This window comes from Streptomyces mayteni (assembly GCF_054783955.1).
The window spans coordinates 20,982-47,538 of sequence record NZ_BAAGPR010000062.1 but is presented as its reverse complement, the minus strand read 5'-3'; the positions used below and the strand labels follow the sequence as shown (position 1 = coordinate 47,538).

Here is a 26,557-nt window from a genome sequence, read left to right as displayed (position 1 = left end):
CGCGCCAGCCCGGGGCGGGGTGCACCGCGCCGCAGGCGTGAGCCGCGCAGGTCGCGCAGCCGGCCGCCGGCCGGGTAGGAGCCGCGCAGCGGAAAGGGCGGGTGGGTGGGGGAAACCCCGCGCGGAGCGCCGGGCGCCCGGCGGCGTAGCCGCCGACCGGCCTCGGCCGGAGGCCGAGCCTCGCGGCGCGAGCCGAGCCACCGCGCAGCGGAGAAAGGGCTTGTGGGGGCACCTCCCTGGGGGAAAACCCGCGCGGAGCGCCGGGCGCCGGGGAAACCCGCGGCCGTCACGAGCCCGCGCGGGCGCGACGGCGTCCCCCTGTTTACCGCGCTGACGTGCCCCGTTCGCACACCTGGCGCGAGAATGGACGCATGAGTCAGGAAACCCGCGCCCTCGTCCCGCAGCCCGCCGCGCCGGCGCCGACCGTGGAGTCGGCCGAGGAGGGCGACGTGGCCCCGCTCCCGGCGGACCGGTTCCTCGACCGTGAGCGCAGCTGGCTCGCGTTCAACGACCGGGTGCTCGACCTCGCCGAGGACCCCGGCACGCCGCTGCTCGAGCGGGCCAACTTCCTCTCCATCTTCGCCAGCAACCTGGACGAGTTCTTCATGGTCCGCGTCGCGGGCCTGAAGCGCCGGATCGCGACCGGCGTGGCGACCAGGTCGCTCACCGGGCAGGCCCCGCGCGACGTGCTGGACTCGATCTGGGCCAGCGCCCGCGAGCAGATGAGCCGGCACGCCGCCTGCTACCAGCAGAGCGTCGCCCCGCAGCTCGCCACCGAGGGGATCCACCTGCTGCGGTGGCCCGACCTCACCGAGGAGGAGCAGACCCGGCTCTTCTCGCTCTTCCGGAAGAAGATCTTCCCCGTCCTGACGCCGCTGGCCGTCGACCCGGTGCACCCCTTCCCCTACATATCGGGCCTCTCCCTCAACCTGGCCGTCGTCGTCCGGAACCCGGCCAGCGGGCACGAGCACTTCGCCCGGGTGAAGGTGCCACCGCTGCTCGACCGGTTCCTCGAGGCGTCGCCGCAGCGGTTCGTCCCGGTCGAGGACGTGATCGCCGCGCACCTCGAGGAGTTGTTCCGCGGCATGGAGGTGCTGGCGCACCACGTGTTCCGGGTGACCCGCAACGAGGACCTGGAGGTCGAGGAGGACGACGCCGAGAACCTGCTCCAGGCGTTGGAGAAGGAGCTGCTGCGGCGCCGCTTCGGCCCGCCGGTGCGGCTCGAGGTCGAGGAGTCCATCGACTCGCAGGTGCTCGACCTGCTGATCCGCGAGCTGAAGATCAGCCGCGAGGAGGTCTTCTCGGTGCCGGGGCCGCTGGACCTCACCGGTCTCGGCTCGATCTCCTCGCTCGACCGGCCCGACCTGAAGTACCCCAAGTTCGTCGCCGGCACCCACCGCGACCTGGCCGAGGTGGAGTCCGCTTCAGCGGCCGACGTGTTCGCGGCGCTGCGCCAGCGCGACGTGCTGCTGCACCACCCGTACGACTCGTTCTCCACCTCCGTCCAGGCGTTCCTCGAACAGGCCGCCGCCGACCCCGACGTGCTGGCGATCAAGCAGACGCTGTACCGCACCTCGGGCGACTCGCCGATCGTGGACGCGCTGATCGACGCGGCCGAGTCCGGCAAGCAGGTGCTGGTGCTGGTGGAGCTCAAGGCCAGGTTCGACGAGCACGCCAACATCAGGTGGGCGCGGAAGCTGGAGCAGGCCGGCTGCCATGTCGTCTACGGCCTGCTGGGGTTGAAGACGCACTGCAAGCTGTCGCTCGTGGTCCGGCAGGAGGGCGACGAGCTGCGTCGCTACTCGCACGTCGGCACCGGCAACTACCACCCCAAGACGGCCAGGCTCTACGAGGACCTCGGCCTGCTCACGGCCGACGCCCAGGTCGGCGCCGACCTGTCCGACCTGTTCAACCGGCTCTCCGGCTACTCGCGGCGGGACAACTACCGTCGGCTGCTCGTCGCCCCGCGCTCGCTGCGCGACGGCCTGGTCTCCCGGATCCTCCGGGAGATCGAGCACCACAGGGCCGGCCGCCCCGCGTGGGTGCGGTTCAAGGTCAACTCGATCGTCGACGAGGCCGTCATCGACGCCCTCTACCGCGCCTCGCAGGCGGGCGTCCCGGTGGACGTCTGGGTGCGCGGCATCTGCTCGCTGCGCCCCGGGGTGCCGGGGCTCTCGGAGAACATCAGGGTGCGCAGCGTGCTCGGCCGCTTCCTCGAACACTCCCGGCTCTACGCCTTCGCGGGCGGCGGGGAGAACGAGGTGTGGCTGGGCAGCGCCGACCTGATGCACCGCAACCTGGACCGGCGGATCGAGACGCTGGTGCGGGTCACCGACCCCGGCCACCGCTCGGCGCTCACCCGGCTGCTGGCCACCGGCATGTCGGACGAGTCCGAGTCCTGGCACCTGGACGCGGACGGCGGCTGGACGCGGCACGCGTTCGACGAGGAGGGCCGGCCGCTGCGGAGCGTGCAGGAGTCGCTGATCGAGGGCCGGAGGAAGCGCCGTGCCAGCGGCGGCTGACCAGCCGGAACCGGTGCGGGCGGCCGGCTGCGTGGTGTGGCGGCGGCGGGCCGGGGGCCACGGCGTCGAGCTGGTCCTGGTGCACCGGCCGCGCTACGACGACTGGTCGCACCCCAAGGGCAAGCTGCACCCCGGCGAGCCGGCCGAGGCCGCCGCGCTGCGCGAGGTGCGCGAGGAGACGGGCATGGGCTGCGTGCTCGGCGCCGCGCTGAGCACGGCCCGCTACCTGGCGAAGGGCCGGCCGAAGGAGGTCAGGTACTGGGTGGCGGAGGCGGTCGAAGGACGCTTCGAACCGAGCGACGAGGTGGACCGCGTGCTCTGGCTCCCCCCGGCCGAGGCCCGCACTCGCCTCAGCCACGAGCCCGACCGGCTCCTGCTCGACGAGGCCCTGCCGCGCGTGCCGACGTCCTAGCCACCGGCCCGCCAGCGAGCGGGTCGCCGGCGAGCGGGCCGCCGCGCGGGGCCACCGCCGACCAGGGCACCGTGAGCTCGCCGAGCCGCCACCTGGCGCGCCGGCCGGCCACCGGCCAGTCCGTGGCCAGCAGCGCCACGGCGCGCAGCCAGCGCTGCCGGGGGCCGAACGGGGCGTAGGGGGCCGCCGAGGCCCAGGCCAGGTCGAGGTCGCCGAGCAGGGCGTGGACCGGCTCGCCAGGCACGTTGCGGTGGATCAGCGCCTTGGGCAGCCGCTCCGCCAGGTCGGAAGGGGCGCCGAGGGAGGCGAGCCTGGCGGCGAGGGTCAGCGACACCGGGCCCGCGGCGTCCAGCGCCACCCACGCGTGGCGGCGGCCGATCTCGTCGCAGGTGCCCTCGACCAGCAGCCCGCCGGGCGCCAGCCGGCCCCGGAGCCTGGCCCAGGCGGCCGGCACCCCGTCCTCCGGGTACTGCCGCAGCACGTTGGCCGCCCGCACCAGCAGCGGCCGCCCGCCGCCGGGACCGGGCAGCGGAAGCTCGAAGCCGCCGCGTACGAAGCCGAGCCCCGGCCCCTCGTACGGCCGTGCCGCGGCCACCCGCTCCTGGTCTATCTCGACGCCGAACAGCCGGACGTCGGCCCGCACCCGCCGCAGCCGGCCGAGCAGCTCGACGGCCGTCCAGGGCGCCGCCCCGTAGCCGAGGTCCACGGCCAGCGGCGGCGCGGCCGCCCCGCGGAGCGCGGGGCCGAGCTCGGCGGCGATCCAACGGTCCATGCGGCGCAGCCGATTGGGGTGCGTGGTGCCCCGTGTGACATTTCCCTCTGGCCCCTGCCGCATGCGGATGAGCGTAACGGTTCCGCACAATGGGAACAGGTGCTTCCGGGACAGGGTTGCACCCTCCGGTTGGATCCCCCACGAGTTCGTCGACACATCCAGGAGCCGCTGTGCCGCACGTCCGCCGGGTCGCGATGTTCAGTGTGCACACCTCACCGCTCGACCAGCCGGGCACCGGTGACGCCGGCGGGATGAACGTCTACATCGTCGAACTGTCGCGGCAGCTGGCCGCGCTCGGCACCGAGGTGGAGGTCTTCACCCGGGCCACCGCGGGCGGCCTGCCGCCCACCGTCGAGCTGGCGCCCGGCGTCCTGGTGCGGCACGTGGAGGCCGGCCCCTACGAGGGCCTCAGCAAGGAGGAGCTGCCGGCGCAGCTGTGCGCCTTCACCCACGGCGTGATGCAGATCTGGGCCGGCCAGCCGCCCGGCTACTTCGACCTGGCGCACTCGCACTACTGGCTGTCGGGGCACGTCGGCTGGCTGGCCGCCGAGCGCTGGGGCGTGCCGTTCGTGCACACGATGCACACCATGGCGAAGGTGAAGAACGCGGCGCTGGCCACCGGCGACACCCCCGAGCCGGCCGCCCGGGTCATCGGCGAGACGCAGATCGTGCGGGCCGCCGACCGGCTGATCGCCAACACCGCGGGCGAGGCCACCGAACTGGTCGGGCACTACGAGGCCGACCCGCTGCGCACCGCCGTCGTCCACCCCGGGGTCAACCTGGCCACCTTCCGGCCGGGCGACGGCCGGGCCGCGGCCCGCGCCAGGCTCGGGCTGCCGGCCGGGGCGCTGATCCCGCTGTTCGCCGGCCGGATCCAGCCGCTGAAGGGCCCCGACATCCTGCTCCAGGCGATCCGCGAGCTGATCGACGCCCAGCCCGCGCTGCGCCGCCGGCTGCTGGTGCCGGTGGTCGGCGGGCCGAGCGGCACCGGGCTCGCCCGCCCCGAGCGGATGCAGAAGCTGGCGGCCAGGCTCGGCATCGGCGAGCTGGTGCGGTTCAGGCCGCCGGTCTCCCAGTCCGAGCTCGCCGACTGGTACCGGGCGGCCGACGTGCTGGTCATGCCGTCCTACAGCGAGTCGTTCGGCCTGGTCGCCGCCGAGGCGCAGGCGTGCGGCACGCCGGTGGTGGCGGCGGCGGTCGGCGGCCTGCCCGTGGTGGTGCGGGACGGCGTCACCGGCTACCTGATCGAGGGCCACGACCCGGTGCACTACGCGACGGCGCTGCGCCGCTTCGCCGACCCGGCGCACGCCGGGCGGCTCGGCGAGGCCGCGGCCGGCCACGCGCGCCGCTTCGGCTGGGAGGCCACCGCGGCCGGCACGCTCGACGTCTACCGGGGCGCCGTCGAGGCCCGCCGGTTCCGGGTCGGGCCGGGGCTACGATCGGCCCATGGCTGAACGGGCTGAACGGGCTGAACGGGCTGAACGGGCTGAACCGGCTGGAGCGTTCGAACCGACCGACGCGTCGGAACCGGGGGAGCGGGCCGAGGCGGCGCGCCTGGCCCTCGAGGCGGCGCTGCGGGAGAGTGGCGCCGAGTGGGAGAGCCCGGCGCCCGGCCGCTACGTCGTCACGCTGCCCGGCACCCGCAAGCTCTCCACCACCTGCTCGCTGGTGGTCGGCCGGCACAGCCTCTCCGTCAACGCCTTCGTGATCCGCCGCCCCGACGAGAACGCGGCCGCCGTGCACCGCTGGCTGCTGGAGCGCAACACCCGGCTCTACGGGGTGGCGTACGCCGTGGACGCGATGGGCGACGTCTACCTCGCCGGCCGGCTGCCGCTGGCCGCCGTCACCGCCGAGGAGATCGACCGGCTGCTCGGCACCGTCCTCGAACAGGCCGACGGCTCGTTCAACACGCTGCTCGAACTCGGCTTCGCCACCGCGATCCGCAAGGAGTACGCCTGGCGCACCGCCCGCGGCGAGTCCACCCGTAACCTCGACGCGTTCACCCACCTCACCAGGCCGGCGGACGACTAGCAAACGACTAGGGGCGCCGCCGCGGCAGCCGCTGCTCGGCCCAGATGATCTTGCCGGCCGGGGTGTAGCGGGTGCCCCAGCGGTCCGCGTACTGGGCCACCAGGAAGAGGCCGCGCCCGCCCTCGTCGGTGGCCGTCGCGTTCCGCAGGTGCGGCGAGGTGCTGCTGGCGTCCGACACCTCGCAGATCAGCGCCAGGTCCCGCAGCACCCGGACCCGGACCGGGCCCGCCGCGTGCCGGATGGCGTTGGTGATCAGCTCGGTCAGGATCAGCTCGGTGATGAACGCCATCTCGCTCAGGCCCCACTCCGCGAGCCGCTCGCTCACCGCCGCCCTGATCGGCGCCACCGCCGACGGCGTGGCCGGCACCTCCCACACCGCCACCTGGTCGGAGCTGAGCATCCGGGTGCGGGCGACAAGCAGCGCCACGTCGTCCCCCGGGCGCGGCGGCAGCAGGTCGTCGAGGACCGCGTCGCACATCGTCTCCGGGTCCTGGTCCCGCTCGGCGGAGCGGTGGAGCGCCTCGGCGAGCATCCCGAGCCCGCGGTCGATGTCCCGGTGCCTCGCCTCCACCAGGCCGTCCGTGTAGAGCACCAGGCCGCTGCCGGCCGGCAGCCGCAGCTCGGCGGTCTCGAACGGCATGCCGCCCACGCCGAGCGGCGGCTGCGCCGGCAGCTCGGCGAAGGTCACCGACCGGTCGGGCAGGATCAGCGCCGGCGGCAGGTGCCCGGCGCGCGCCATGGTGCACATCCCGTCCACCGGGTCGTAGATCGCGTAGAGGCAGGTCGCGCCCGTGATGGTGCCGGTGCCGCCGTCCATGCCGGCCTCGTCGCGGTCCACCCGGTCGGCCAGCTCGTCCAGGTGGCCGAGCAGCTCGTCGGGCGGCAGGTCGAGGGCCGCGAAGTTGTGCACCGCGGTACGCAGCCGGCCCATGGTGGCGGCCGCGTGCAGGCCGTGCCCCACGACGTCGCCGACCACCAGCGCGACGCGGGCGCCGGAGAGCGGGATGACGTCGAAGAAGTCGCCGCCCACCGCCTCGGCCGGCCGGTAGCGGTAGGCGGCCCGCACCGCGGTCTGGTCGGGCAGGTCGCGCGGCAGCAGGCTGCGCTGCAGCGTGGCCGCCATGTCGTGCTCACGGGTGTAGCGCCGCGCGTTGTCCACGCAGACGGCGGTGCGCGCGGCCAGCTCCTCGGCCAGCGCCAGGTCCTGCTCGTCGAAGGGCGCGCCCTCCCGGGAACGCCAGAAGTTCGTCACCCCGAGCACCACCCCGCGGGCCTGGAGCGGCGTGGAGATCAGCGAGTGCATGCCCAGGTCGAGCAGCCGCCTGGCGTGCTCCTCGTCGCCGGCCCGCCACCAGTCGGTGCCGCGCAGGTCGGTCTCCAGCGCGGCCCGGCCGCCGCGCAGCCCGATCACCTCGGCCCGGTCCGGGTGCAGCGCGAGCGAGCGCCCCGACGGGTAGAGGGGGTGGTCCCGGGTGATCCCGCCGGCCGCGATCCGCCGGATCTGGATGTCGACCCCCGGCGCCTCCTCGCCGCGCAGCACGTTGTCGGCCAGGTCGACGCTCACGTAGTCGGCGAACTCCGGCACGGCAACCTCCACCAGCTCCTCGGCGGTCCTGGTGATCTCCAGGGTGGTGCCGATCCGGACGCTGGCCGCGTAGAGCAGGCCGAGCCGTCGCTGAGCGGTCTCGGCGCGGCCGGAGAGCGCCTGGATCTCCGTGGTGTCCCGCAGCGTGACCACCGTGCCAGGTGGGCCGCCGTGGCCAGCGGTGCGCCGCAGGTTGACGGCCAGCAGCCGGCCGCCAGCCGGGTGCACCTCGTCCGTGACGTCCTCGTCGCCGCTGAGCAGCTCCACGGTGGCCTCGTCCAGACCCAGCTCGCCGACGTCCCGGCCGACGCCCTCCTCGGGCAGGTCGAGCAGCCGCCGGGCCTCCTCGTTGGCGAGCAGCAGCCGCCGGTCCTCGTCGAGGATCAGCACCCCCTCACGGGCCGAGTGCAGAACCGCGTCGTGCAGTTCGTACAGCCGGGTGATCTCCCGGGGCCCGAGGCCCCTGGTCTGTCGCTGTAGCCGCCGGCTGACGAGCGCCGCGCCGCCGATGGCCAGGGCCAGCGCCACCCCCGTCGCGCCGAGCAGCAGCGGCAGCTCGCTGGTGACCTGGAGGTTGATCTTCCGCTGCGTCTGGCCGGCCGCGACCATGGCGATCACGTCGCCGTTCTCGTCCCGCACCGGCACCACGGCCCGCTCCGAGAGCCCCAGCGTGCCCTCCGCCGCCTCCCGCACCACATGGCCGTCGGCGGCCGGCTCGAACGTGCCGATGAAGCGCTTCCCGATCTCCTTCGGGTTGGGGTGCGTGTAGCGGATGCCCTGCCGGTTCATCACCACGATGAAGTCGACGCCCGTGGTCTTCCGCGCCGCCTCGGCGCTGGGCTGCAACGCCGCCGTCGGATCGTCCGAGTGCAGCGCCTCCAGGATCCCCGGCGACTCGGCGAAGGTCTGGGCCACCACCAGGGCGCGCTCGCTGGCCGCGGCCTTCTTCTCCTCGCGGCGGTCCAGGATGAGGGCGGTCACCCCGGCGGCGACCAGAAAGAGCGTGATCACCACCTGCAGGATGAACATCTGGCCAACGACGCTCCGTGCGCGCAGGCCCCGGGGAAATGCCCTCATTCCTCCACTTTGCACCGGGGGTATTCCCGGGGGCGATCCGCCGACGCGCGGATGTGCCGTCTACTCTCGGCCTCATGGCCGACGCACCGTACAAGCTGATCCTGCTCCGCCACGGCGAGAGCGAGTGGAACGCCAGGAACCTGTTCACCGGGTGGGTGGACGTCAACCTGAACGAGAAGGGTGAGAAGGAGGCGGTCCGCGGCGGTGAGTTGCTGAAGGACGCCGGCCTGCTCCCGGACGTGCTGCACACCTCCACCCTGAAGCGGGCGATCCGCACCGCCAACCTGGCACTCGACGCGGCCGACCGGGCCTGGATCCCGGTCCAGCGTTCCTGGCGGCTCAACGAGCGGCACTACGGCGCCCTGCAGGGCAAGGACAAGGCCGCCACCCTCGCCGAGTTCGGCGAGGAGCAGTTCATGAAGTGGCGCCGCTCCTACGACACCCCGCCGCCGGAGCTCGCCGACGGCGCCGAGTGGTCCCAGAGCGACGACCCGCGGTACGCGGCCATCCCGAGCGAGCTGCGGCCCCGCACCGAGTGCCTCAAGGACGTCGTCGTCCGGATGCTGCCCTACTGGTACGACGCGATCGTCCCCGACCTGCTCACCGGCCGCACCGTGCTGGTCACGGCGCACGGCAACAGCCTGCGCGCCCTGGTGAAGCACCTGGACGGGGTCTCCGACGAGGACATCGTCGGCCTCAACATCCCCACCGGCATCCCGCTGCTCTACGACCTGGACGCCGACTTCCACCCGATCACCCCCGGCGGCCGCTACCTGGACCCGGAGGCGGCGAAGGCGGCGATCGAGGCCGTCAGGAACCAGGGCAAGAAGTAGGCCACGAAGGAGGCCACGCCCCGCCGCCCGGCCGCCGTTCGGTTGATCAGCTTTATTCACCCGGTCGGCGGCCGGCGAGCCCGTAACCTCGTAGGCATGACCGACTCGGCGGTGTCTCGCGACGGCTGGGCACAGCGGGTGCTGCTGCCCGGCGAGCTGCTCGCCGACGGCGTCCGGCCGCACCTCCGCCGTACCGGCCGCGACTGGGCGATGGACGGGCTGTTCTTCCTCTGGTCGACCGGCGTCTTCGCGCTGTTGCTGATCGACCTGCCGACCCGGGACTACCTGCCGGACTGGATGCTCGCCGTCGACCCCTGGCTCGGCGGCGCGGCCTGCCTGGCCATCTGGTGGCGCCGGCAGCACCCGCTCGTCCTCGGCCTCGCCGCCGTACCGGTCACCTTCCTCTCCTCCACCGCCTTCGGCGCGATGACCGTCATCGTCCTCAACATCGGGCTGCGGCTCCCGCCACGCACCGCGCTGCTGGTCATCGGGGCGCACCTCGCGGCCGTCGTGCCCTACCTGCTCGAGTACAGCGTTCCGCACGAGGGCGGCTACGTGGCGGTGGCCTTCCTCGTCGCCTACTACCTGTTCTTCTTCGCCTGGGGCGCCAGCGTGCGGCTCCGCCGCCAGCTGGTGATCCGGCTGCGCGCCGACGCGCGCCGCGAGCGCGCCGAACACACCAGGCGCCTGGTCGACGCGCGGCGCACCGAGCGGGAGGCCATCGCCCGCGAGATGCACGATGTGCTCGCCCACCGCATCTCGCTGCTCTCGGTGCACGCGGGCGCGCTCGCCTACCGCACGGACGCCTCGGCGGGCGGCACCGCCAAGCCGCTCAGCGACTCGGAGATCGGCGACAGCGTGCGGGTCATCAGGGACACCGCCCACCAGGCCCTGGAGGAGCTGCGCGAGGTGCTGACCGTGCTGCGCGGGCGCGGCACCGCGGAGGGCGGCCAGCAGCTGGGCATCGCCGACATCGGGCGGCTGGTCGCGGACGCGGAGCGGGCCGGCCAGCGGGTCGTCCTCACCCGCGAGCTGGACGCGGGCGCGGCCGCCGCGCTGCGGGGGCCGGTGCAGCGCACGGCGTACCGGGTGGTGCAGGAGGGCCTGACCAACGCGCGTAAACACGCGGCCGGCGCGCCCGTCCAGGTCGTGCTCAGCGGCGCGCCAGGGCAGGGCCTCATGATCGCCGTGCGGAACGCGCTCGGCGCGCGGCCGGCGACGGAGATCCCCGGCGCGGGCGCCGGCCTCGCCGGCCTCGAGGAGCGCGCCGCCCTCGACGGCGGTGTGCTACGACACGGGCCGAGCGCCGCGGGCGACGAGTTCGAGCTGGTGGCGGAGCTGCCTTGGGGTCCCGCCCCCCTCGGGCGGGACCCCAAGGTTCAGCCGCAGTTGCCCCCGCACTGACAGGCGGAGCCGGACTGGCAGCCGCAGCCGCAGCTCGAACCGCAGCCGCAGCCACCGAGCAGCGGCAGCGGCCGACGCTCCCCCGGCGGGGTCACCGGGGTGGGCAGGGGCGTCGCTTCCTGTGGTGAGGCCATGGATCCTCCTCGGGATCGTCCTCCCCCCATGGACAACCGAGCCCCCCACCCCCCACAACCCGCGCACCAGGGGCGCATCACAGCACGAAACGGGCATGCCCGCCCTACCCGCCCCCGAGACCTCGGCCTCCCACGACCCCGCGCGGCGACCCGCCGCCGGGCGGCCTGCGGCGCGCCGGCCTCGCCGGGCCGGAGGTCCATCCGGCCTGCGGCCGGGCCCGCGCTTCGCGCGTGGACCTGTGCCGGGTGCTCTCCGCGCCGGGCGGTGCGGCGTGCCGGCTTCGCCGGGGGATGGCGGTCCGGCCCGTGGCCGGGCCGCCTACGGCGCGCTCCGCGCCGCTCCGCCGTGCCGGCCTGCGGCCGTGCCCACGAGTCACGTGCCGGGGCGTTCCGCGCCGGGAAGTGCGGCCTGCGGCCGCAGAGCTGTCCGGCCTCGGGGCAGGCGCGGGCCTCGCGCGTGGGCCGTGCCGGGTGCGCTCTGTGCCGGGCGGTGCGGCGTGCCGGCTTCGCCGGAGCGGCCCGCGGCCGGGCCCGTGGCTGGCCGCCTACGGTACTTGGCCGTGCGGTGCCGCCTGCGGCGTGCCGTCGCGCCGGCTTCGCCGGCCCTGCCCGCGCTTCGCGCGCGTGGGCGGGCGCTTCGCGTCGTGAGGCGCCGCCTGCGGCCGGGCGGTACGCGCAGCGCGCCATTGCGCCGGCGAGCGGCCCACGGGGCGCTCTGCGCCCGAAGGGCCGTCCCGCCACGGCGCGGGGCCCGCGCTTCGCGCGTGGCCCCGCCCGGGGGCGCCCCTCAGCGAGCCTGTGGCCTGGGCCGCCCACGGCGGGCCGTCGTGCCGGCGGGCTCCGCCCGCGCGGAGCGTGGGAGAAGGGCGGGTGGGTGGGGGAAACCCCGCGCGGAGCCCCCGGCCCCGCCGCTCCGGCGTGCGCCGTCCGGAATGGCCGAAAAGGGGCGGGTGGGCGGGGGCAGACCCCCGGGACCTCAGGCCGTCGTGTCCGGGTCCGGCAGGAACTCGTCCGCGTGCTCGCCCGTCACCAGGAACACCACCCGCCGCGCGATCGACACCGCGTGGTCGGCGAAGCGCTCGTAGTAGCGGCCGAGCAGTGTCACGTCCACCGCCGTCTCGATCCCGTGGTGCCAGCGGTCGTCGAGCAGGTGGCTGAAGAGCGTGCGATGGAGCGAGTCCATCTCGTCGTCGTCCTGTTCCAACTGCATCGCCAGTTCGACGTCCTTCGTGATCAGGACCTCCGTCGCCTTGGCCATCAACCGCTGCGCCAGCTGGCCCATCTCCAGTATCGTCGCCGCCAGATCCCGCGGCACCGCCGAGTCGGGGAACCTGAGCCGCGCGACCTTCGCCACGTGCTGTGCCAGGTCGCCGCACCGCTCCAGGTCGGCGCTCATCCGCAGGCTGGTGACGACGATCCGCAGATCCGTGGCCACCGGCTGCTGTCGCGCGAGCAGCGCGATCGCCGAGTTCTCCAGGTCGCGGTGCATCTCGTCGACCTTGTCGTCGCCCTCTATCACACTCTCGGCGAGCTTGAGATCGGCATCCAGCATCGCGGTCGTGGCCCGCCCGATCGCAGAACCAACAAACCTGGCCATTTCGACCAGGTTGTCGCTGATCGCGTCGAGTTCCTCGTGGTATGCGTCACGCATGACCGATCGTCCTTCCTCCGCCCGCATTGCTGTGTCCGTCACAAGTTGTGCCTGCAAAGCGGCCGTTTCCGCCCCGTCAAGTGAATCATCGCTGTCGCCAAGGTGAACTCTCGCGGGCGGCGGGAAGAGCATCTTCAGTCACACCTGTGTCCACGGGGCAAGCCCCGCATAACCTGAGGATATGGACGTGAACGCGGCGGTCGCCGCAGTGGCGGCGATAGCCGGTCTCTGCACCGGGGTGGTCGCCATGCTGGCATTCCGGCTCAGCGAACGCGAGCGATCTCGGCCAGTGCGCACCACGCCGCACACGGAGGCCGTCCTCCCGCCCGGCGTGGACACCGTGCTGTCCGTGCTCCGGTCCTCCGCCGTCGTCCTGGACGAGCACGACGGCGTCGTCAAGGCCAGCTCGGCCGCCTACGCCCTCGGCCTGGTGCGCGGCGGCCGGATCGCCGTGGAGCCGATGCTGAAGATGGCCCGCGACACCCGCCGCGACGGCGAGATACGGCAGCTGGAGCTCGACCTGCCGAAGCGCGGCAAGCTGGGCCGCTCCGACGTCCTGGCGGTCTCGGCCCGGGCCGCGCCGCTCGGCGCCCGCCTGGTGCTGCTGCTGGTCGAGGACCTGACCGAGTCCCGCCGCATCGAGGCCGTCCGCCGCGACTTCGTGGCCAACGTCAGCCACGAGCTCAAGACCCCGGCCGGCGCCCTCTCGCTGCTCTCGGAGGCCGTGCTCGACGCGGCCGAGGACCCGGAGGCGGTCACCCGCTTCGCCGGCCGGATGCAGAACGAGGCCACCCGGCTCACCAACCTCATCCAGGAGCTGATCGACCTCTCCCGGGTGCAGGACAACGACATACTCACGGCCGCCGAGATGGTCCCCGTCGAGGAACTCGTCACCGAGGCCCTCGACCGGTGCCGCCAGCAGGCCGGGAGCAAGCAGATCACCATCGCCTCGGGCGGCACCGCGGGCCTCGTCGTCTGGGGCAACCGCAGCCAGCTCTCCGCCGCCCTCGGCAACCTGGTGGAGAACGCGGTCAACTACAGCCCACCGCACACCAGGGTCGCCATCGCCGGCTCGCAGGTCTCCGGCTCCGGTGGCGACCTGATCGAGATCGCCGTCACCGACCAGGGCGTCGGCATTCCGGAGAACGACCGGGAACGCGTCTTCGAGCGGTTCTACCGCGTCGATCCGGCCCGGTCCCGCCAGACCGGCGGGACCGGGCTCGGACTCGCGATCGTCAAGCACGTGGCAGCCTCGCACGGCGGGGAAGTCATGGTGTGGAGCGCTGAAGGTCAGGGCTCCACGTTCACCCTGCGGCTGCCGGAACCCGGCAGCGCGCGGGAACGCCATCGGGCCCTCAGGCGTAAACGCGAGGGATTCGGTGGCACCCTGCACGAACCGGCCGAGTTCCCCGACAGCGTGGATGCTGACGGTGAAGCGGAGCCGCACAACTCCACCCGCACCAACGAAACCGCCCGGGAGGTCCTCCCGTGACTCGAGTGCTCGTAGTCGAGGACGAGGAGTCGTTCAGCGACGCTCTGTCGTACATGCTCCGCAAGGAAGGCTTCGAGGTCGCCACAGCGGCCACGGGCCCCGAGGGGCTGGACGAGTTCGAGCGCAACGGCGCCGATCTGGTGCTGCTCGACCTCATGCTGCCGGGCCTGCCCGGCACCGAGGTCTGCCGCCAGCTGCGGGGCCGCTCAAACGTCCCGGTCATCATGGTGACCGCCAAGGACAGCGAGATCGACAAGGTCGTCGGCCTGGAGATAGGGGCCGACGACTATGTGACCAAGCCGTTCTCCTCCCGCGAGCTGGTGGCGCGCATCCGCGCGGTGCTGCGTCGCCGGGGGGAGTCGGAGGAGGAGAGCCCGGCCGCCCTCGAGGCGGGACCGGTCCGGATGGACGTCGACCGCCACGTGGTCACCGTCTCGGGCCGGAAGGTGGATCTGCCGCTGAAGGAGTTCGACCTGCTGGCGATGCTGTTGCGCAACGCCGGCCGCGTCCTCACCCGGATGCAGCTGATCGACCGTGTCTGGGGCGCGGACTACGTGGGGGACACCAAGACCCTCGACGTCCACGTGAAGCGCCTACGGGCCAAGATCGAGCCCGACCCCGGCACTCCGCGCTATCTCGTCACGGTCCGCGGCCTCGGCTACAAGTTCGAGCCGTAGGCGGCGCCCGCCGGGCCGGCAGGCCCCGATCGACCCGCCACTGGCCGGCGGGACCTGTCCGCCCCGCCTGGCGGGCAGGTCCCGCCGGCCAGTGCGGCATTGCCGGCGGCCTGCCCGGGTAACGCGCCTGCGGTAACGCGACCGCCCGCCGCGGGGCGCGGCGGGCGGATCGTGCGTCGGTGGGGCCGGTCGGCGGATCAGAGATCCGTCGACTCGCCCGTCGTTCCCTCCGCGGTGGCCGACTCGCCGTCCGTGCCCTCGACCCCGCCGGTGGCCTCGTCCTCGCCGGCGCCCTCGACGCCCTCGACGTCCCCGGTGCCTTCCGTCCCGGCGGTGCCCGCCTCCTCGCCCTCCGGGTCGACGACACCCGCGTCACCCTCCGCGCCTTCGGCGCCCTCGGCACCTTCGACGCCGGCCTCGTCCTCGACGCCGGCCTCGTCCTCGACGCCGGCCTCGTCCTCGTCGGGGACGTCGGGCGCGTCAGGACCGCCGGGGGCCGGGGCGGTGGGGGTCGGGGCGACGTCGCGGTAGTAGTCGAAGCTGTCGGTCGGCGACACCACCCGGGCGAAGAGCGTGATGTCGCCGGTGTCGCTCAGCACGAAGACCAGGTGCTGCGCGTTGCCGGGCACGACGCTCGCCGCCTCCGGGTCGGCGATGATCGCCGACGGGTTGCCCTCGCCGCCCAGCGCCACGGAGCCGTGCCGGGGGACGACCACGCTGCTCTCGCCCTCCGCGGGGACCAGCTCGGCCTGGACGTCGGTCCCCGGCAGGGTGATCGACTCCAGCGTCTGGTCCTCGGAACCGGTGTTGAACAGGCGAGCGCTGACGCCCGCCGGCCCCGAACCGTCCTCCGTCATGACGACGTTGACGTTCTGCACCTTGATGTCTTCGACGTGGGCGTAGGCGTTGTCGGGTTTGATCTGGCTGGTTCCGGCGTGCTGGCCGGCGCCGCAGGCGGCCGTCAGCGTGGCGATCGAGAAAGTGAAGAAGGCGGCGGTCACGCCGCGTCGAAGGCTGCTGCTCACGGCGGCCGCATCTCCTAGAACGGTCAGGATGATCTATCGGGCTCAGCGTACCGACCGCTCTTCCGCGGGCCGCACCCGGCCCACGGCAGTGAATTGGCTGCTTTCGACCGCACCGCACGTGGCAGATCAGATGGCCGTCGGTTGATCAATTCTTCGACATCTGGACTGACGCGCGAGACCATTCTGTCAACTAGGGCAAATCGGACACCTTTCCTTGGTTGGTGGAAGTTCTTTGTGCTCTTCCGGGTGTTCTCGAACCGACTTCTCCGGCCGGCAAACCCGGCCCCCACCTGCGCATACCTCCCGTCCCGAGCCCCCCGATGCACGCCGAAGCCGGGCTTGTCAACCCCCGAGATATGGTCTGACCTGCGAAAACGTCATTCAAAGGGGCGTCTTCCCGTGTTAGCATGGAGAGCCACGGAAGGGGTACCTGTCACATGACGTTCAAGGTTGGCGACACCGTGGTCTATCCCCATCACGGGGCCGCGACGATCGAGGCCATCGAAACTCGCCCCATTAAAGGCGTGGACAAGATCTACTTGGTTCTGAAGGTTGCCCAGGGTGACCTCGAGGTGCGTGTGCCGGCGGAAAACGCCGAGCTCGTCGGTGTGCGCGATGTGGTCGGGCAGGACGGTCTGGATCGGGTCTTCGAGGTGCTGCGCGCGCCTTATGCCGAGGAGCCGACCAACTGGTCCCGTCGTTACAAGGCCAATCTCGAAAAGCTGGCCTCCGGTGACGTCATCAAGGTGGCCGAGGTCGTGCGCGACCTGTGGCGCCGCGAGCGTGAGCGGGGCCTCTCGGCCGGCGAGAAGCGCATGCTCGCCAAGGCACGGCAGATCCTGGTCAGCGAGCTCGCCCTCGCCGAGGCGACCAACGAAGACAAGGCCGAGTCCCTGCTGGACGAGGTCCTCGCCTCCTGACGCGCCGATCCCGCTGACGCAGCCCGCGTCGGCACATACCGGCAGCCGCCAGCACGACGACAGACAGAACAGACATGCGTCAGACGGCCGCACCGTGCGCGAACCGCTCGCGTTGCCAGCCTGTACCGCAGCGCCCGAAAGGCATTCCCCGTGCCGCGCGGGCGCTGTGGCATGTGTGGAACTCCGAGTGGTGCGATTCCATCGCCGCGAAGGCGATTCCGAACCCGGTTCGCCTCGTTCTCTTCGAGTTCGAGCTCTTCGGGACGGGATTCCCTCACGGTCGGACAGAGCGTGCCGGGCCCGTGAAGCTGGGCCGACCGGCATGTCACGGAAGGGTCCGATCGTGTGGCCCCGGCACGCTCAGGCCATACCCAACCCCGCCCTGCAAACAAACCTGCACTCGTCACCCATGACCGACATCACACTCAGCCGCCCCGGGCTCGCCCCCGCGGCCGCCGTCATTCCGGCCGCCGGGCGCGGCCTCCGACTGGGCCCTGGGGCCCCCAAGGCACTGCGTCAGCTCGGCGGCACGCCGATGCTGGTGCACGCGGTCCTGGCCATGGCACGGGCCAGGGCCGTGGCCCTGGTCGTGGTCGTCGCCCCACCGGGCGAGGCCGAGGCCGTCCGCTCCCTGCTGGACGAGCACCCGCCGCCGCCCGGCGTCGACCAGGTGGTGGTCCCGGGCGGCGACACCCGCCAGGAGTCCGTCCGCCTCGGCCTCGACGCGCTGCCGGACGAGATCGAGATCGTCCTCGTCCACGACGCCGCCCGCCCGTTGGTGCCCGTCGACACGGTGGACGCCGTCGCGGCCGCCGTGCGCGCCGGCGCGCCGGCGGTGGTGCCGGCGCTCCCGGTCACCGACACGGTCAAACAGATCGCGGCACCGAGCGAACCGCCAGGCGGCCCCGAACCGGTGGTGGCCACCCCCGACCGCGCGCTGCTCCGCGCTGTCCAGACGCCCCAGGGCTTCGACCGCGCCACGCTGGTCGCCGCCCACCTCGAGCACGCGGAGGGCGACGCCACGGACGACGCCGGCATGGTCGAACGGATGGGCGTCCCCGTGGTGCTGGTCCCGGGCCACGAGGAGGCGTTCAAGGTCACCCGCCCCCTCGACCTGGTGCTGGCCGAGGCGGTCCTGGCGCGGCGGAGGAAGAACGATGGCTACTGACCCCACGGCCGCGCCGTTGCCCCGGATCGGCGTGGGCACGGACGTGCACGCGTTCGAGGCCGGCCGCGAGCTCTGGTGCGCCGGCCTCCACTGGCCGGACGCCGGCTTCGGCCTGGCCGGCCACTCGGACGGCGACGTCGCCGCCCACGCGGCCTGCGACGCGCTGTTCTCGGCGGCCGGCGTCGGCGACCTGGGCGCCCACTTCGGCACGGACCGGCCCGAATGGGCCGGAGCGTCCGGCGTCACCCTGCTGACGGAGGCGGCCCGCATCGTCCGGGCCGAGGGATTCACGATCGGCAACGTCGCCATCCAGGTCATCGGCGTCCGCCCCAAAATCGGCAAGCGGCGGGCCGAGGCCCAACGGGTCCTCTCCGAGGCGGTCGGCGCGGCCGTCTCCGTCTCCGGCACGACGACGGACGGCCTCGGCCTCACCGGCCGCGGTGAGGGCCTGGCGGCCCTCGCGACAGCCCTCGTCCTCCCGACCTGACACCACGGCGCGGCGCCGCGCCGTGGTGGGGGCACCTGGGGAGGGCGGCCCCGCGCGGCAGCGGCCGCAGGCCGCCCCCGAGGGCCTTCGGCCCGTACCCGGCGCCTGGCGGGCGCAGCCGCCTTGGACCCGGGCCCGTCGGAGCCCGGCTCCTTCACGCGCGGAGCGCCAGTCGGGCGGCGCCGCCGCGCCGCCGCGCACTCCCCCCAGCTAACGCTGGGAGGTGCCCCCACGAGCCCCCGCGGGTGTCTCGCGCGGCAGCGGCGTCCAAGTGCAGGCCTTCGGCCTGGCGGCGAAGCCGCCGCTGCCTCGGGCCGGTGGCCCGCCAGGCCCCTCGCGCGGAGCGCGCAAAAAGGGTGGGTGGGTGGGGGAAACCCCGCGCGGAGCGCGGGGCACCGGCCCGGCCGCGCCCAGGGCCCGCAGGGCCCCCGCGCGGAGCGCGCGGAAAGGGCGGGCGGGTGGGGGAGAACCCTCCGGCCGACACCACCCCGGTGCCACCCGGACGGGCCCTGTTCCGCCGCACCGCGTCGTGCGAGATTCAACAGCCGGACTACCCACCCCACCCCCAAGAAAAGCCACCGCAAGCGAAAGGACGCAGCCGTGTCAGTCACCCTCTCCGACCCCCTCAAGGCGTTGCTCGACGAGAAGGTCTTCGTCACCATCGCCACCATCCAGCCCGACGGCAGCTCCCAGCTGTCGCCGGTCTGGGTCAAGCGGGACGGCGACGACCTGTTGATCTCGACGACGCGCGACCGGCGCAAGGAGCGGAACATCGACCGTGACCCGCGGGTCACGGTTCTCGTGCAGCCGGCCGACCAGCCCTACTCCTACGCCGAGATCCGCGGCACCGCGACCCTGTCCGAGGAGGGCGCGCCGGAGTTGATCAACGAGCTGTCCCTGAAGTACACCGGCAAGCCGTACGCCGAGTTCAACCCGAACTCGGCCCAGGACGCGCCGCGGGTGATCGTCCGCGTCAGCCCCCGGAAGATCGTCGGCCGCGGCCTCGACTGACGGAGGCGGAGCCGACTGTCCCCGCGCGGCCTCCGGGGCGGCGCGGGGGAGCTCCTCGGCCCCTCCGCCCACTACTCTTGACGCGTGAACCTTCGCCTGTATGACACCAGCACCCGGCTGATCCGTGACTTCACCCCGCTCCAGCAGGGCCGCGTCTCGATCTACCTGTGTGGTGCCACCGTGCAGGCGCCCCCGCACATCGGTCACGTCCGGTCCGGGGTGAGTTTCGACATCATGCGCCGCTGGTTCGAGTACCGCGGCTACGACGTCACGTTCATCCGCAACGTCACGGACATCGACGACAAGATCATCGCCAAGAGCGCGCAGCTCGGCCGCCCCTGGTGGGCCATCGGCTACGCGAACGAGCGGGCGTTCAACGACGCCTACGACGCGCTGGGCTGCCTGCCGCCGACCTACGAGCCGCGCGCCACCGGTCATGTGCCGGAGATGATCGAGATGATGCGCGTCCTGATCGACCGTGGTCACGCCTATCCGGCCGACGGCAACGTCTACTTCGACGTGCGCAGCTTCCCCGGCTATCTCCAGCTCTCCAACCAGGACCTCGACCACCTGCTCCAGCCGGAGGGCGAGGGCGAGACCGGCAAGCGCGACCCGCGCGACTTCGCCATGTGGAAGGCCGTCAAGCCTGGCGAGCCGAGTTGGGAGACGCCCTGGGGGCGCGGCCGGCCCGGCTGGCACCTGGAGTGCTCGGCGATGGCGTACAAGTACCTCGGCCCCGTCTTCGACATCCACGGCGGCGGCATCGACCTGGTCTTCCCGCACCACGAGAACGAGATCGCCCAGTCCCGGGCGTTCGGCGGCGAGTTCGCCCGCTACTGGGCGCACAACGCCTGGGTCACGCTGGCCGGCGAGAAGATGAGCAAGTCGCTGGGGAACTCGGTGCTGGTCTCCGAGATGACGCGCCGCTGGCGCCCCGTCGTGCTGCGCTACTACCTCGGCACCCCGCACTACCGCTCCACCATCGAGTACAGCGAGGCGGCGCTGGTCGAGGCGGACGCCGCGTTCGGCCGCATCGAGGGCTTCCTGCACCGGGCCGTCGAGCGCGTCGGCGAGGTGGTTCCGGCGGCCGTCGTGCCGGACGACTTCGCCGCCGCGATGGACGAGGACCTCGGCGTTCCGCAGGCCCTCGCCGCCGTGCACACCACCGTCAGGCAGGGCAACGCCGCGCTGTCCGAGGGGGACAAGGAGTCGGTCGTCGCGCTCGTCGGCCAGGTGCGGGCGATGCTCGGCGTGTTGGGCCTCGACCCGTTCGACCCGCGGTGGAACGGCGGCGCCCAGGGCCGCGGCAAGGAGCTGGCCGGCGTCGTCGACAGCCTGGTCAGGCTGGTGCTGGCGCAGCGGGAGGCCGCGCGGCAACGCAAGGACTACGGCACGGCCGACGCCATCAGGGACGAGCTCGGCGCCGCCGGCCTGGTCATCGAGGACACCCCCAACGGACCGCGCTGGGAGCTCGGTTGACCTTCCGGTCGACCAGCAGGGCCCCCAGCCACACGAGAGTCAGAAGAAGCAGAAGATGCCAGGCAACAGCCAACGCCCCAACCGACGCACCAGCAACAAGAAGGGCGCGCAGGTCGGCAGCGGCGGCCAGCGCCGCAAGGCCCTGAAGGGCAAGGGCCCGACGCCGCCCGCCGAGGCGCGCACCGGCCATGCCAAGAAGCGCGCCGCCGACGCCAAGGCGCGCCGGGAGGCCACCCGCCCCGCCGCCAGGCGCGGCGGCCGGTCGACGGCCGAGCTGGTCATCGGCCGCAACCCGGTGGCCGAGGCGCTGCGCGCCGGCGTGCCGGCCAAGACGCTGTACGTGCAGCAGTTCCTGGAGAGCGACGACCGGGTCACCGAGTCGATCAAGCTGGCCATGGAGCGCGGCGGGGTCAACCTGCTCGAGGCGTCCAAGGCGGAGCTCGACCGGCTCACCGGGGCCCTGCACCACCAGGGCATCGTGCTCCAGGTGCCGCCCTACGAGTACGCGCACCCGGACGACCTGCTCGACGCGGCGCACGACGCCGGCCAGCCGCCGCTGATCGTGGCGCTCGACGGGGTCACCGACCCGCGGAACCTGGGTGCCGTGGTGCGCTCGGTCGCCGCCTTCGGCGGCCACGGCGTGGTGGTGCCCGAGCGCCGGGCGGCCGGCATGACCGCCGGTGCCTGGAAGACGTCGGCCGGCACCGCGGCCCGCACCCCGGTGGCCCGTGCCACCAACCTGACCCGCACGCTGCAGTCCTACCAGAAGGCCGGGTTGACGGTGGTCGGCCTCGCGGCCGACGGCGGGGCTGAGCTCCCGGAGCTCGGCGGCCTCGAAGGGCCGGTCGTCATCGTCGTGGGCAGCGAGGGCAAGGGGCTCTCCCGGCTGGTCGGCGAGACCTGCGACGTCCGGGTCCGGATCCCGATGCCGGGCGGCGCCGAGTCGTTGAACGCGGGTGTGGCGGCCGGCGTCGTGCTCTACGAGGCGGCGCGTCACCGCAGGTAGCGGCCAGGACAGGGCCTGTTTTGTCGGGAGTTGACGGGTCGCGGACAGGATTGGTGGGGTCAAGGCAGTGTCCTAAGCCGTGTCACTCAGTTAGATGAGTGTGGACACCAGAACACCCCGCGGCCTCTCGATGGACGAGCCGGCGCTGAGCATGGTCAAGGTGCCGTGCGACCCCGCCCAGGTCATCGTGAACCACGCCAGTTTCCGGGTGAAGCTCGCCACCCCGCCGCCGATCAGCATCACGGTCGACGACGCCGCCCCGCTGGCCCGGGTGCCGGCCGCGGCGGGCGGGCGGCGCCGCCCCCTCGTCTGGACGGGGCGGAGCGCCCCCGGAGACCCGGGCGCGAGCGGCCTGTTGCAGGCGGTGCGCGAGGCCGGGCGCGAGGCCGGGCGCGGCGTCGACGTGGCGACCCAGGTGCTCCCGCGCATCACCCCCGTCGTGGCGCAGCGCGGCCCCCGGCCGCCCGAGCGGCCGGGGCTGGTCGCCCCGCCGCCCCCGACCGAGGTGCTGCCGGTCGTGGCGGACCTGCCGCCCCAGGACCTGAGGCGCCCGGCGGAGCGGCGCCCGGGCGACGGCCGCCAGGCGTACCAGCCGGGGCACCGGGCCGGCCGGATGAACCTGGGCGTGGTGCTGCTGCCGCTGCGGGTGCTGCTCGGCTTCGTCGCCATCTACGCGGGCATGGGCAAGCTCACCGACCCGGTCTACTTCGACGGTGGCCTGCGCGGCTCGCTCTACGCCTGGCTCGACTCGCTCGAACCGTGGACGGTGGCGTCGCCGCTGCACAGCTGGGCGCTGGCGCACCCGGTCGGGGCCGGCCTGACCGTCGCGTTCATCCAGATCATCGTCGGCGTGCTCACCGTCTTCGGCCTCTGGCAGCGGTTCGCGGCCGGTCTCGGGGCGCTGCTCTCGCTGGCCCTGCTGCTCACCGTGAGCTGGCAGAACGGGCCGGCCTACGACACCCCGGACGCCATCCTGTTCGCCGCCTGGACGCCGCTGGTCATCGCCGGCGCCCCCGTCTACTCGCTCGACTTCCGGCTGGCCACCGAGGCGTGGCGCACGCTGGGCCCGCGCGCGCCGCTCGCCGAGCTCCGGCGCCGGGTGCTGCGCCGGGGCACGATGCTGGCCACCCTGCTGGTCGGCCTGGCGCTGCTGATCGGCTCGATGCTGGGCAGCGCGGTGCGGTCGGCGCAGTTCGCCACCGTGCCGGAGCCTGGCGAGCCGCCGCGCAACCACCTGCCTGGCGAGCGGCTGCCGGACGACGAGGACGAGTCGGGCGAGGAGGCGGAGTCCTCCGCCGGCCCGACCGACGGCTCAGGCGCGGCGGGTGACGAGGAGTCGGCGGAGGGCGAGCCGGGCGACAAGGAGTCGGACGACCCGACCGACGGCGCCTCCGCCGGCGCCGAGAGCACCGGTCCCGGCGCCGAGCAGCAGGCCCCGCCGAGCGAGCAGACGGTGCCGGCGCCGCAGCAGTCGGCCCCGCCGTCGGAGCAGCAGTACTACCCACCCGAGGACACCGCCCCGGCCGCCCCGGAGCCCGACGCCGGCACCTCGGGTGGCGGCGAGCCGGCTCCCCAGGATCCGCCCGCGGAGAGCGGGGGTGAGCAGAGCAGCCTCGGCCCCATCGGCGGGCTGCTCGGTTAGGTGACGTCGGAGGGGTCCTCGGCTAGGAGTTGTCCGCCGCGGCCGGCCGTAGGGTGTGACCGGAGTCACCGGAACTCGTGACGCTGATCGGACAACACCCGGAGTGGACCATACGATGCACGCGCGCGTGCGAGCCGGCGAACCCGAGGCGTTCCGGGAGCTGTTCCGGGCGTACTCGGGTCTCGTCTACGGCTACGCGGCCCGCGCCACGGGCGATCCCGGCCTGGCCGAGGACGTCGTCTCGCTGACGTTCCTCGAAGCCTGGCGGCTGCGCGCCCGGCTGCGCGACGAGGGGGAGACGCCGCGCCCCTGGCTGATGGGGATCGCGGTCAACGTGCTGCGCAACACGACGCGGGCGAAGCGCCGGCACGAGCGCGCCATGGCCAGGCTCCCGGCGCCGGCCGTGGTGCCCGACTTCGCCGACGAACTGGTGGGGCGGGTGGCGGACGCGGCGCGGCTGGCGGCGGTCGAGCGGGCGCTCGCCGCGCTGACCGGCGGCGAGCGGCAGGTGTTCATGCTGCACGTCTGGTCGGGGCTGAGCTACGAGGAGACCGCCAGGGCGCTAGGCGTCCGGGTGGGCACCGTGCGTTCTCGCCTTTCCCGGGCGCGGGCCAGGTTGCGGCGGCTGACCGAGGCGGAACTCGGCGGGGAACCTGCCGGCCGCAGTGGACAACCGTCCTATGACCGCCGGCGATGGGCGGTTCGGTCGAGTGAGGAGACGACCCGATGACACGCCAGGAACCGCCGAGCCGCGAGGAGTTGGCCAGCCTGCTCCCGTCGCCCGGCGAGCCCGACCTCCCACCCGGCCGCCTGCCTGCGTTGGAGGAGCACCTGATGAGCGAGATGACGCGTTCCGATGGGGAAGAGCCGCCGCGGCGGCGACGCCTGGTGTTGATCGCGGCCCCGCTGGCGACGGCCACGCTGGTCGTCGGTGTCGCCACGGTGTTCGGCACCGGAGACGGCGGGAGCGCCGCGCAGCCCGCCGCGAACTCGGCCTCCCTGGAGCGCCTCGCCGAGGTGGCCGCGGCGGCGCCGGAATGGGAGATCGCGGCCGACCAGTTCATTTACACGGCCCAGCAGGTGACCGTCGACTTCGGGGGCCGGCCGACCAATGGGCAGAACGTGATCCACGACGTCGACTTCGGTCCCTACGAGAACAAACAGTGGGTCTCCCCGGACGGCGGGGACGGCTGGTACTGGGACTCGGACGCCCCCGACGGGATGCCGATCATGGTTCCGCCGGATCCGGAAGAAGTGTATCTGGATGAGCAGGAACGGCTGCAAAACTCTCCTCCGGAGAGCGACGAGAGCGACGAGAGCGACGAGATCGACGAGGAGGAGCTGGAGGAGCTGGAGGAACTGGACAGCACCTCGGAGCTCCAGCCGGAGGGCAGATTGTTCGACGACTACGTGGCCGGGGTCGGCAGTGAGGCGTTCCCCGCCAGCCTTGGCCAGCCGACCTGGGACTACGTTCAGTCGTTGCCCACCGACCAGGACGAGCTGCTGGAGCTGATCTACGACACGAACGGCTCGGCCGACAGCGGGGACCAGGCCGACCAGTGGGCGTTCGAGACCCTCGGCGAGCTCTTCGAGGAGACGCCGCTGCCGTCGGACCTCGCCGCCGGAACGTTCCGGGCGTTCGGCGATATCCCCGGCGTGACCGTGGGCCCCGGGACGGACGCCATCGGCCGGGAAGGCATCGTCCTCAGCCGGTTCTCGGAGAACCTGGGGTACCGGCTGGAGCTGATCTTCGACGAGGAGTCGGCCGACTACCTGGGCACCCGCGTCGAGCAGGTCGAGGAGAGCGAGTGGAACCCCACCGGCATCCTCCTCGACTCCGCCATGACCGAGCGGGCCGTGGTGGACGAGGAGCAGCAGGAGCCGGGCGCCTGAGGGGCCGGCCGGCGGTCTAGGGCGCCAGCTCGCGGGCCGCCTCCGTGAGGTCCTTGGCGGTGTCGATGGCCCGCCAGTAGGCGCCCTGGGGGAGGGCGAAGCCGGCGAGGCGGCGTTCACGGGCGAGGCGGGGGAAGGTCAGCCGCTCGTGGTCGCCGCGCTCCGGCAGCAGCGCGGTGAACTCGGGGCCGAAGACGTAGACGCCGGCGTTGATCAGGTACGGCGAGAGCGGCGACTCGATGAAGTCGAGGACCTGCCCGAACTCGTTGGTCTCCACGGCGCCCCACGGCATCCGCGGCCTGGCCAGCGACAGCGTGGCGGTGGCGCCGCGCTCCACGTGGAAGGCGGCCATCTCGCGGAGCGAGAAGCGGGTCCAGATGTCGCTGTTGGTGGCGATCCAGGGCTCGTCCTGGCGCGGCAGCGCGGGCGCCGCGTACTTGAGGCCGCCGCCGCGGCCCAGCGGCTCCGGCTCCACCACCGTGGTGACCTTGACCGGCAGGTCCGTGGCGTCCAGCCAGTCCTGCAGCACCTCGGCCATGTGCCCGCAGGAGATCACCACGTCCGTGACGCCCTCGTCGGCCAGCCAGGCGAGCTGGTGGCCGATGATCGGGGTGCCGGTGCCCGGGATCTCCACCATGGTCTTGGGCCGGTCGTCGGTGTACGGGCGGAGCCGCGAGCCGCGGCCGCCGGCCAGGATCATGGCCTGGGTGCAGAGCGGGGTGTCGCCTGGAGCCTGGACGTGGTTCATGCCGCGCAGCCTAGTCGCCGCCCTCGGCCGGGGCTCGGCCGAGGGCGAAGGCGCAGGCGAACGCGGGGTGGCGGCGCGCGGTTACGCTCAGCCGGCCGCCGCGACGCCCGCGGCGAACGAGGTGTCGCAGACGGGGCGGGAGTGTTGCTGGGCGCGCCGCGCCGAACCGTACTTGTCGACCGCGGCCTCGCCGAGCGCCTGCGCGATCTCGGCGCAGTGCGGGGCGAGCGACGGGTCGCGGGTGACGGCCTGCTGGAGGTCGGTGAGCGCGACACTCGGGTCCTGCTGCCGCAGCGTCAGCAACAGCCGGTCGCGGAGCGTGTCCTCCGGGGTCTGCGGCTGCTGTTCGGCGGACGCGGTCTTCATCTGGTCGTCGGTCGGACCGACCCAGGAGACCCGCGCGACGGCGAGTGTCCCGGAAAGCACCAGGACAACCGGGAGAGCGATGGCGAGAGTTCTGCCGATGTGGCGGAGTGCCTGATTCACTGGTGGTCTTCCTCGCGAAACGAAGCTGGATGGTTCAAACGCGCTGAGGGCGTGGTAGATCGTAGCGAGGAGTAGTGTTTTGGTGACATTTCGCCACTCTCA

The 26,557-nt window shown here is 73.3% G+C and carries 24 protein-coding genes; 17 read left to right on the top strand and 7 right to left on the bottom strand.

What is annotated here, in order from left to right:
• Window positions 1-236: 236 nt before the first annotated feature.
• Together ACYVPE_RS24770 and ACYVPE_RS24765 are read left to right on the top strand one after the other, a co-directional pair.
• Window positions 237-2,522, top strand: coding sequence for an RNA degradosome polyphosphate kinase (locus ACYVPE_RS24770; protein WP_461035907.1), 2,286 nt, complete (start codon window positions 237-239; stop codon window positions 2,520-2,522).
• Complete coding sequence (locus ACYVPE_RS24765; RefSeq protein WP_461035904.1) at window positions 2,506-2,934, top strand: NUDIX hydrolase; 429 nt, start codon at window positions 2,506-2,508, stop codon at window positions 2,932-2,934. The genes ACYVPE_RS24770 and ACYVPE_RS24765 overlap by 17 nt, the downstream gene beginning before the upstream one ends.
• Here the strand turns inward: ACYVPE_RS24765 and ACYVPE_RS24760 are convergent.
• On the bottom strand, window positions 2,873-3,769 hold the full coding sequence (locus ACYVPE_RS24760; protein ID WP_461035903.1) for a class I SAM-dependent methyltransferase: 897 nt from the start codon (window positions 3,767-3,769) through the stop codon (window positions 2,873-2,875). The two genes, ACYVPE_RS24765 and ACYVPE_RS24760, sit on opposite strands and share 62 nt — an antisense overlap.
• A 26-nt stretch (window positions 3,770-3,795) precedes the next feature.
• Between ACYVPE_RS24760 and mshA the strand changes: the two genes are divergently transcribed.
• The gene (gene mshA, locus ACYVPE_RS24755) at window positions 3,796-5,160 is read left to right on the top strand and encodes a D-inositol-3-phosphate glycosyltransferase (protein WP_461035902.1); all 1,365 of its coding nucleotides are present in this window, start codon (window positions 3,796-3,798) and stop codon (window positions 5,158-5,160) included.
• Window positions 5,153-5,737, top strand: coding sequence for a type III secretion system chaperone family protein (locus tag ACYVPE_RS24750; RefSeq protein WP_461035901.1), 585 nt, complete (start codon window positions 5,153-5,155; stop codon window positions 5,735-5,737). Before mshA ends, ACYVPE_RS24750 begins: the two co-directional genes overlap by 8 nt.
• A gap of 7 nt (window positions 5,738-5,744) precedes the next feature.
• Here ACYVPE_RS24750 and ACYVPE_RS24745 read toward each other — a convergent pair whose 3' ends face one another.
• On the bottom strand, window positions 5,745-8,351 hold the full coding sequence (locus tag ACYVPE_RS24745) for a SpoIIE family protein phosphatase (protein ID WP_461035900.1): 2,607 nt from the start codon (window positions 8,349-8,351) through the stop codon (window positions 5,745-5,747).
• 122 nt (window positions 8,352-8,473) lie between these two features.
• On the opposite strand from ACYVPE_RS24745, the gene ACYVPE_RS24740 reads away from it, so the two are divergent.
• On the top strand, window positions 8,474-9,232 hold the full coding sequence (locus tag ACYVPE_RS24740) for a phosphoglyceromutase (protein WP_461035899.1): 759 nt from the start codon (window positions 8,474-8,476) through the stop codon (window positions 9,230-9,232).
• Between the two features lie 96 nt (window positions 9,233-9,328).
• Window positions 9,329-10,636 (top strand): sensor histidine kinase, encoded by a 1,308-nt coding sequence (locus ACYVPE_RS24735; protein WP_461035898.1) that lies wholly within the window; start codon window positions 9,329-9,331, stop codon window positions 10,634-10,636.
• Here the strand turns inward: ACYVPE_RS24735 and ACYVPE_RS24730 are convergent.
• Window positions 10,612-10,770 carry a hypothetical protein gene (locus ACYVPE_RS24730; protein ID WP_461035897.1) on the bottom strand — a complete coding sequence of 53 codons (159 nt, stop codon included), beginning with the start codon at window positions 10,768-10,770 and terminating at the stop codon, window positions 10,612-10,614. The genes ACYVPE_RS24735 and ACYVPE_RS24730 overlap by 25 nt on opposite strands.
• Window positions 10,771-11,746: 976 nt before the next feature.
• Window positions 11,747-12,421: a phosphate signaling complex protein PhoU gene (gene phoU / locus ACYVPE_RS24725; protein WP_461035896.1), complete on the bottom strand. Its 675-nt coding sequence runs from the start codon at window positions 12,419-12,421 to the stop codon at window positions 11,747-11,749.
• Window positions 12,422-12,602: 181 nt separating this feature from the next.
• On the opposite strand from phoU, the gene ACYVPE_RS24720 reads away from it, so the two are divergent.
• The gene (locus ACYVPE_RS24720; RefSeq protein WP_461035895.1) at window positions 12,603-13,913 is read left to right on the top strand and encodes a sensor histidine kinase; all 1,311 of its coding nucleotides are present in this window, start codon (window positions 12,603-12,605) and stop codon (window positions 13,911-13,913) included.
• Window positions 13,910-14,590 (top strand): response regulator transcription factor, encoded by a 681-nt coding sequence (locus ACYVPE_RS24715; protein ID WP_132821217.1) that lies wholly within the window; start codon window positions 13,910-13,912, stop codon window positions 14,588-14,590. The genes ACYVPE_RS24720 and ACYVPE_RS24715 overlap by 4 nt, the downstream gene beginning before the upstream one ends.
• A gap of 197 nt (window positions 14,591-14,787) precedes the next feature.
• Here ACYVPE_RS24715 and ACYVPE_RS24710 read toward each other — a convergent pair whose 3' ends face one another.
• Window positions 14,788-15,615: a DUF461 domain-containing protein gene (locus tag ACYVPE_RS24710; protein ID WP_461035894.1), complete on the bottom strand. Its 828-nt coding sequence runs from the start codon at window positions 15,613-15,615 to the stop codon at window positions 14,788-14,790.
• A 437-nt stretch (window positions 15,616-16,052) separates the two neighbouring features.
• On the opposite strand from ACYVPE_RS24710, the gene ACYVPE_RS24705 reads away from it, so the two are divergent.
• From ACYVPE_RS24705 to ACYVPE_RS24665, 9 genes are all read left to right on the top strand, one after another.
• The gene (locus ACYVPE_RS24705; RefSeq protein ID WP_129841803.1) at window positions 16,053-16,535 is read left to right on the top strand and encodes a CarD family transcriptional regulator; all 483 of its coding nucleotides are present in this window, start codon (window positions 16,053-16,055) and stop codon (window positions 16,533-16,535) included.
• 409 nt (window positions 16,536-16,944) lie between these two features.
• The gene (ispD, locus tag ACYVPE_RS24700) at window positions 16,945-17,703 is read left to right on the top strand and encodes a 2-C-methyl-D-erythritol 4-phosphate cytidylyltransferase (RefSeq protein ID WP_461035893.1); all 759 of its coding nucleotides are present in this window, start codon (window positions 16,945-16,947) and stop codon (window positions 17,701-17,703) included.
• Window positions 17,693-18,190 carry a 2-C-methyl-D-erythritol 2,4-cyclodiphosphate synthase gene (gene ispF, locus ACYVPE_RS24695; protein ID WP_461035892.1) on the top strand — a complete coding sequence of 166 codons (498 nt, stop codon included), beginning with the start codon at window positions 17,693-17,695 and terminating at the stop codon, window positions 18,188-18,190. Before ispD ends, ispF begins: the two co-directional genes overlap by 11 nt.
• A gap of 600 nt (window positions 18,191-18,790) precedes the next feature.
• Window positions 18,791-19,201 carry a PPOX class F420-dependent oxidoreductase gene (locus ACYVPE_RS24690; protein ID WP_461035891.1) on the top strand — a complete coding sequence of 137 codons (411 nt, stop codon included), beginning with the start codon at window positions 18,791-18,793 and terminating at the stop codon, window positions 19,199-19,201.
• An 84-nt stretch (window positions 19,202-19,285) separates the two neighbouring features.
• A complete protein-coding gene (cysS, locus tag ACYVPE_RS24685; protein WP_461035890.1) occupies window positions 19,286-20,680 on the top strand; it encodes a cysteine--tRNA ligase in 1,395 nt (464 codons plus the stop codon).
• A gap of 55 nt (window positions 20,681-20,735) precedes the next feature.
• The gene (gene rlmB / locus ACYVPE_RS24680) at window positions 20,736-21,686 is read left to right on the top strand and encodes a 23S rRNA (guanosine(2251)-2'-O)-methyltransferase RlmB (RefSeq protein WP_461035889.1); all 951 of its coding nucleotides are present in this window, start codon (window positions 20,736-20,738) and stop codon (window positions 21,684-21,686) included.
• A 94-nt stretch (window positions 21,687-21,780) separates the two neighbouring features.
• Window positions 21,781-23,328, top strand: a complete 1,548-nt coding sequence (locus ACYVPE_RS24675; RefSeq protein ID WP_461035888.1) for a DoxX family membrane protein — start codon at window positions 21,781-21,783, stop codon at window positions 23,326-23,328.
• Between the two features lie 115 nt (window positions 23,329-23,443).
• Complete coding sequence (locus ACYVPE_RS24670) at window positions 23,444-24,058, top strand: RNA polymerase sigma factor (RefSeq protein ID WP_461035887.1); 615 nt, start codon at window positions 23,444-23,446, stop codon at window positions 24,056-24,058.
• On the top strand, window positions 24,055-25,221 hold the full coding sequence (locus tag ACYVPE_RS24665; RefSeq protein ID WP_461035886.1) for a CU044_5270 family protein: 1,167 nt from the start codon (window positions 24,055-24,057) through the stop codon (window positions 25,219-25,221). Before ACYVPE_RS24670 ends, ACYVPE_RS24665 begins: the two co-directional genes overlap by 4 nt.
• A gap of 16 nt (window positions 25,222-25,237) precedes the next feature.
• On the opposite strand, the gene ACYVPE_RS24660 is transcribed toward ACYVPE_RS24665, so the two are convergent.
• Window positions 25,238-25,969 (bottom strand): nucleotidyltransferase family protein, encoded by a 732-nt coding sequence (locus tag ACYVPE_RS24660; protein WP_461035885.1) that lies wholly within the window; start codon window positions 25,967-25,969, stop codon window positions 25,238-25,240.
• Window positions 25,970-26,056: 87 nt separating this feature from the next.
• On the bottom strand, window positions 26,057-26,455 hold the full coding sequence (locus tag ACYVPE_RS24655; protein WP_461035884.1) for a hypothetical protein: 399 nt from the start codon (window positions 26,453-26,455) through the stop codon (window positions 26,057-26,059).
• Window positions 26,456-26,557: the final 102 nt, after the last annotated feature.

Coding starts and splice junctions, on each gene's coding strand:
- rlmB (WP_461035889.1), top strand. CDS start 20,736: ATGCCAGGCAACAGCCAACGCCCCAACCGACGCACCAGCAACAAGAAG.
- ACYVPE_RS24660 (WP_461035885.1), bottom strand. CDS start 25,969: ATGAACCACGTCCAGGCTCCAGGCGACACCCCGCTCTGCACCCAGGCC.
- ACYVPE_RS24735 (WP_461035898.1), top strand. CDS start 9,329: ATGACCGACTCGGCGGTGTCTCGCGACGGCTGGGCACAGCGGGTGCTG.
- ispF (WP_461035892.1), top strand. CDS start 17,693: ATGGCTACTGACCCCACGGCCGCGCCGTTGCCCCGGATCGGCGTGGGC.
- ACYVPE_RS24760 (WP_461035903.1), bottom strand. CDS start 3,769: ATGCGGCAGGGGCCAGAGGGAAATGTCACACGGGGCACCACGCACCCC.
- ACYVPE_RS24750 (WP_461035901.1), top strand. CDS start 5,153: ATGGCTGAACGGGCTGAACGGGCTGAACGGGCTGAACGGGCTGAACCG.
- phoU (WP_461035896.1), bottom strand. CDS start 12,421: ATGCGTGACGCATACCACGAGGAACTCGACGCGATCAGCGACAACCTG.
- ACYVPE_RS24720 (WP_461035895.1), top strand. CDS start 12,603: ATGGACGTGAACGCGGCGGTCGCCGCAGTGGCGGCGATAGCCGGTCTC.
- ACYVPE_RS24670 (WP_461035887.1), top strand. CDS start 23,444: ATGCACGCGCGCGTGCGAGCCGGCGAACCCGAGGCGTTCCGGGAGCTG.
- ACYVPE_RS24745 (WP_461035900.1), bottom strand. CDS start 8,351: ATGTTCATCCTGCAGGTGGTGATCACGCTCTTTCTGGTCGCCGCCGGG.
- ACYVPE_RS24740 (WP_461035899.1), top strand. CDS start 8,474: ATGGCCGACGCACCGTACAAGCTGATCCTGCTCCGCCACGGCGAGAGC.
- mshA (WP_461035902.1), top strand. CDS start 3,796: ATGGGAACAGGTGCTTCCGGGACAGGGTTGCACCCTCCGGTTGGATCC.
- ispD (WP_461035893.1), top strand. CDS start 16,945: ATGACCGACATCACACTCAGCCGCCCCGGGCTCGCCCCCGCGGCCGCC.
- ACYVPE_RS24705 (WP_129841803.1), top strand. CDS start 16,053: ATGACGTTCAAGGTTGGCGACACCGTGGTCTATCCCCATCACGGGGCC.
- ACYVPE_RS24730 (WP_461035897.1), bottom strand. CDS start 10,770: ATGGCCTCACCACAGGAAGCGACGCCCCTGCCCACCCCGGTGACCCCG.
- ACYVPE_RS24665 (WP_461035886.1), top strand. CDS start 24,055: ATGACACGCCAGGAACCGCCGAGCCGCGAGGAGTTGGCCAGCCTGCTC.
- ACYVPE_RS24675 (WP_461035888.1), top strand. CDS start 21,781: ATGAGTGTGGACACCAGAACACCCCGCGGCCTCTCGATGGACGAGCCG.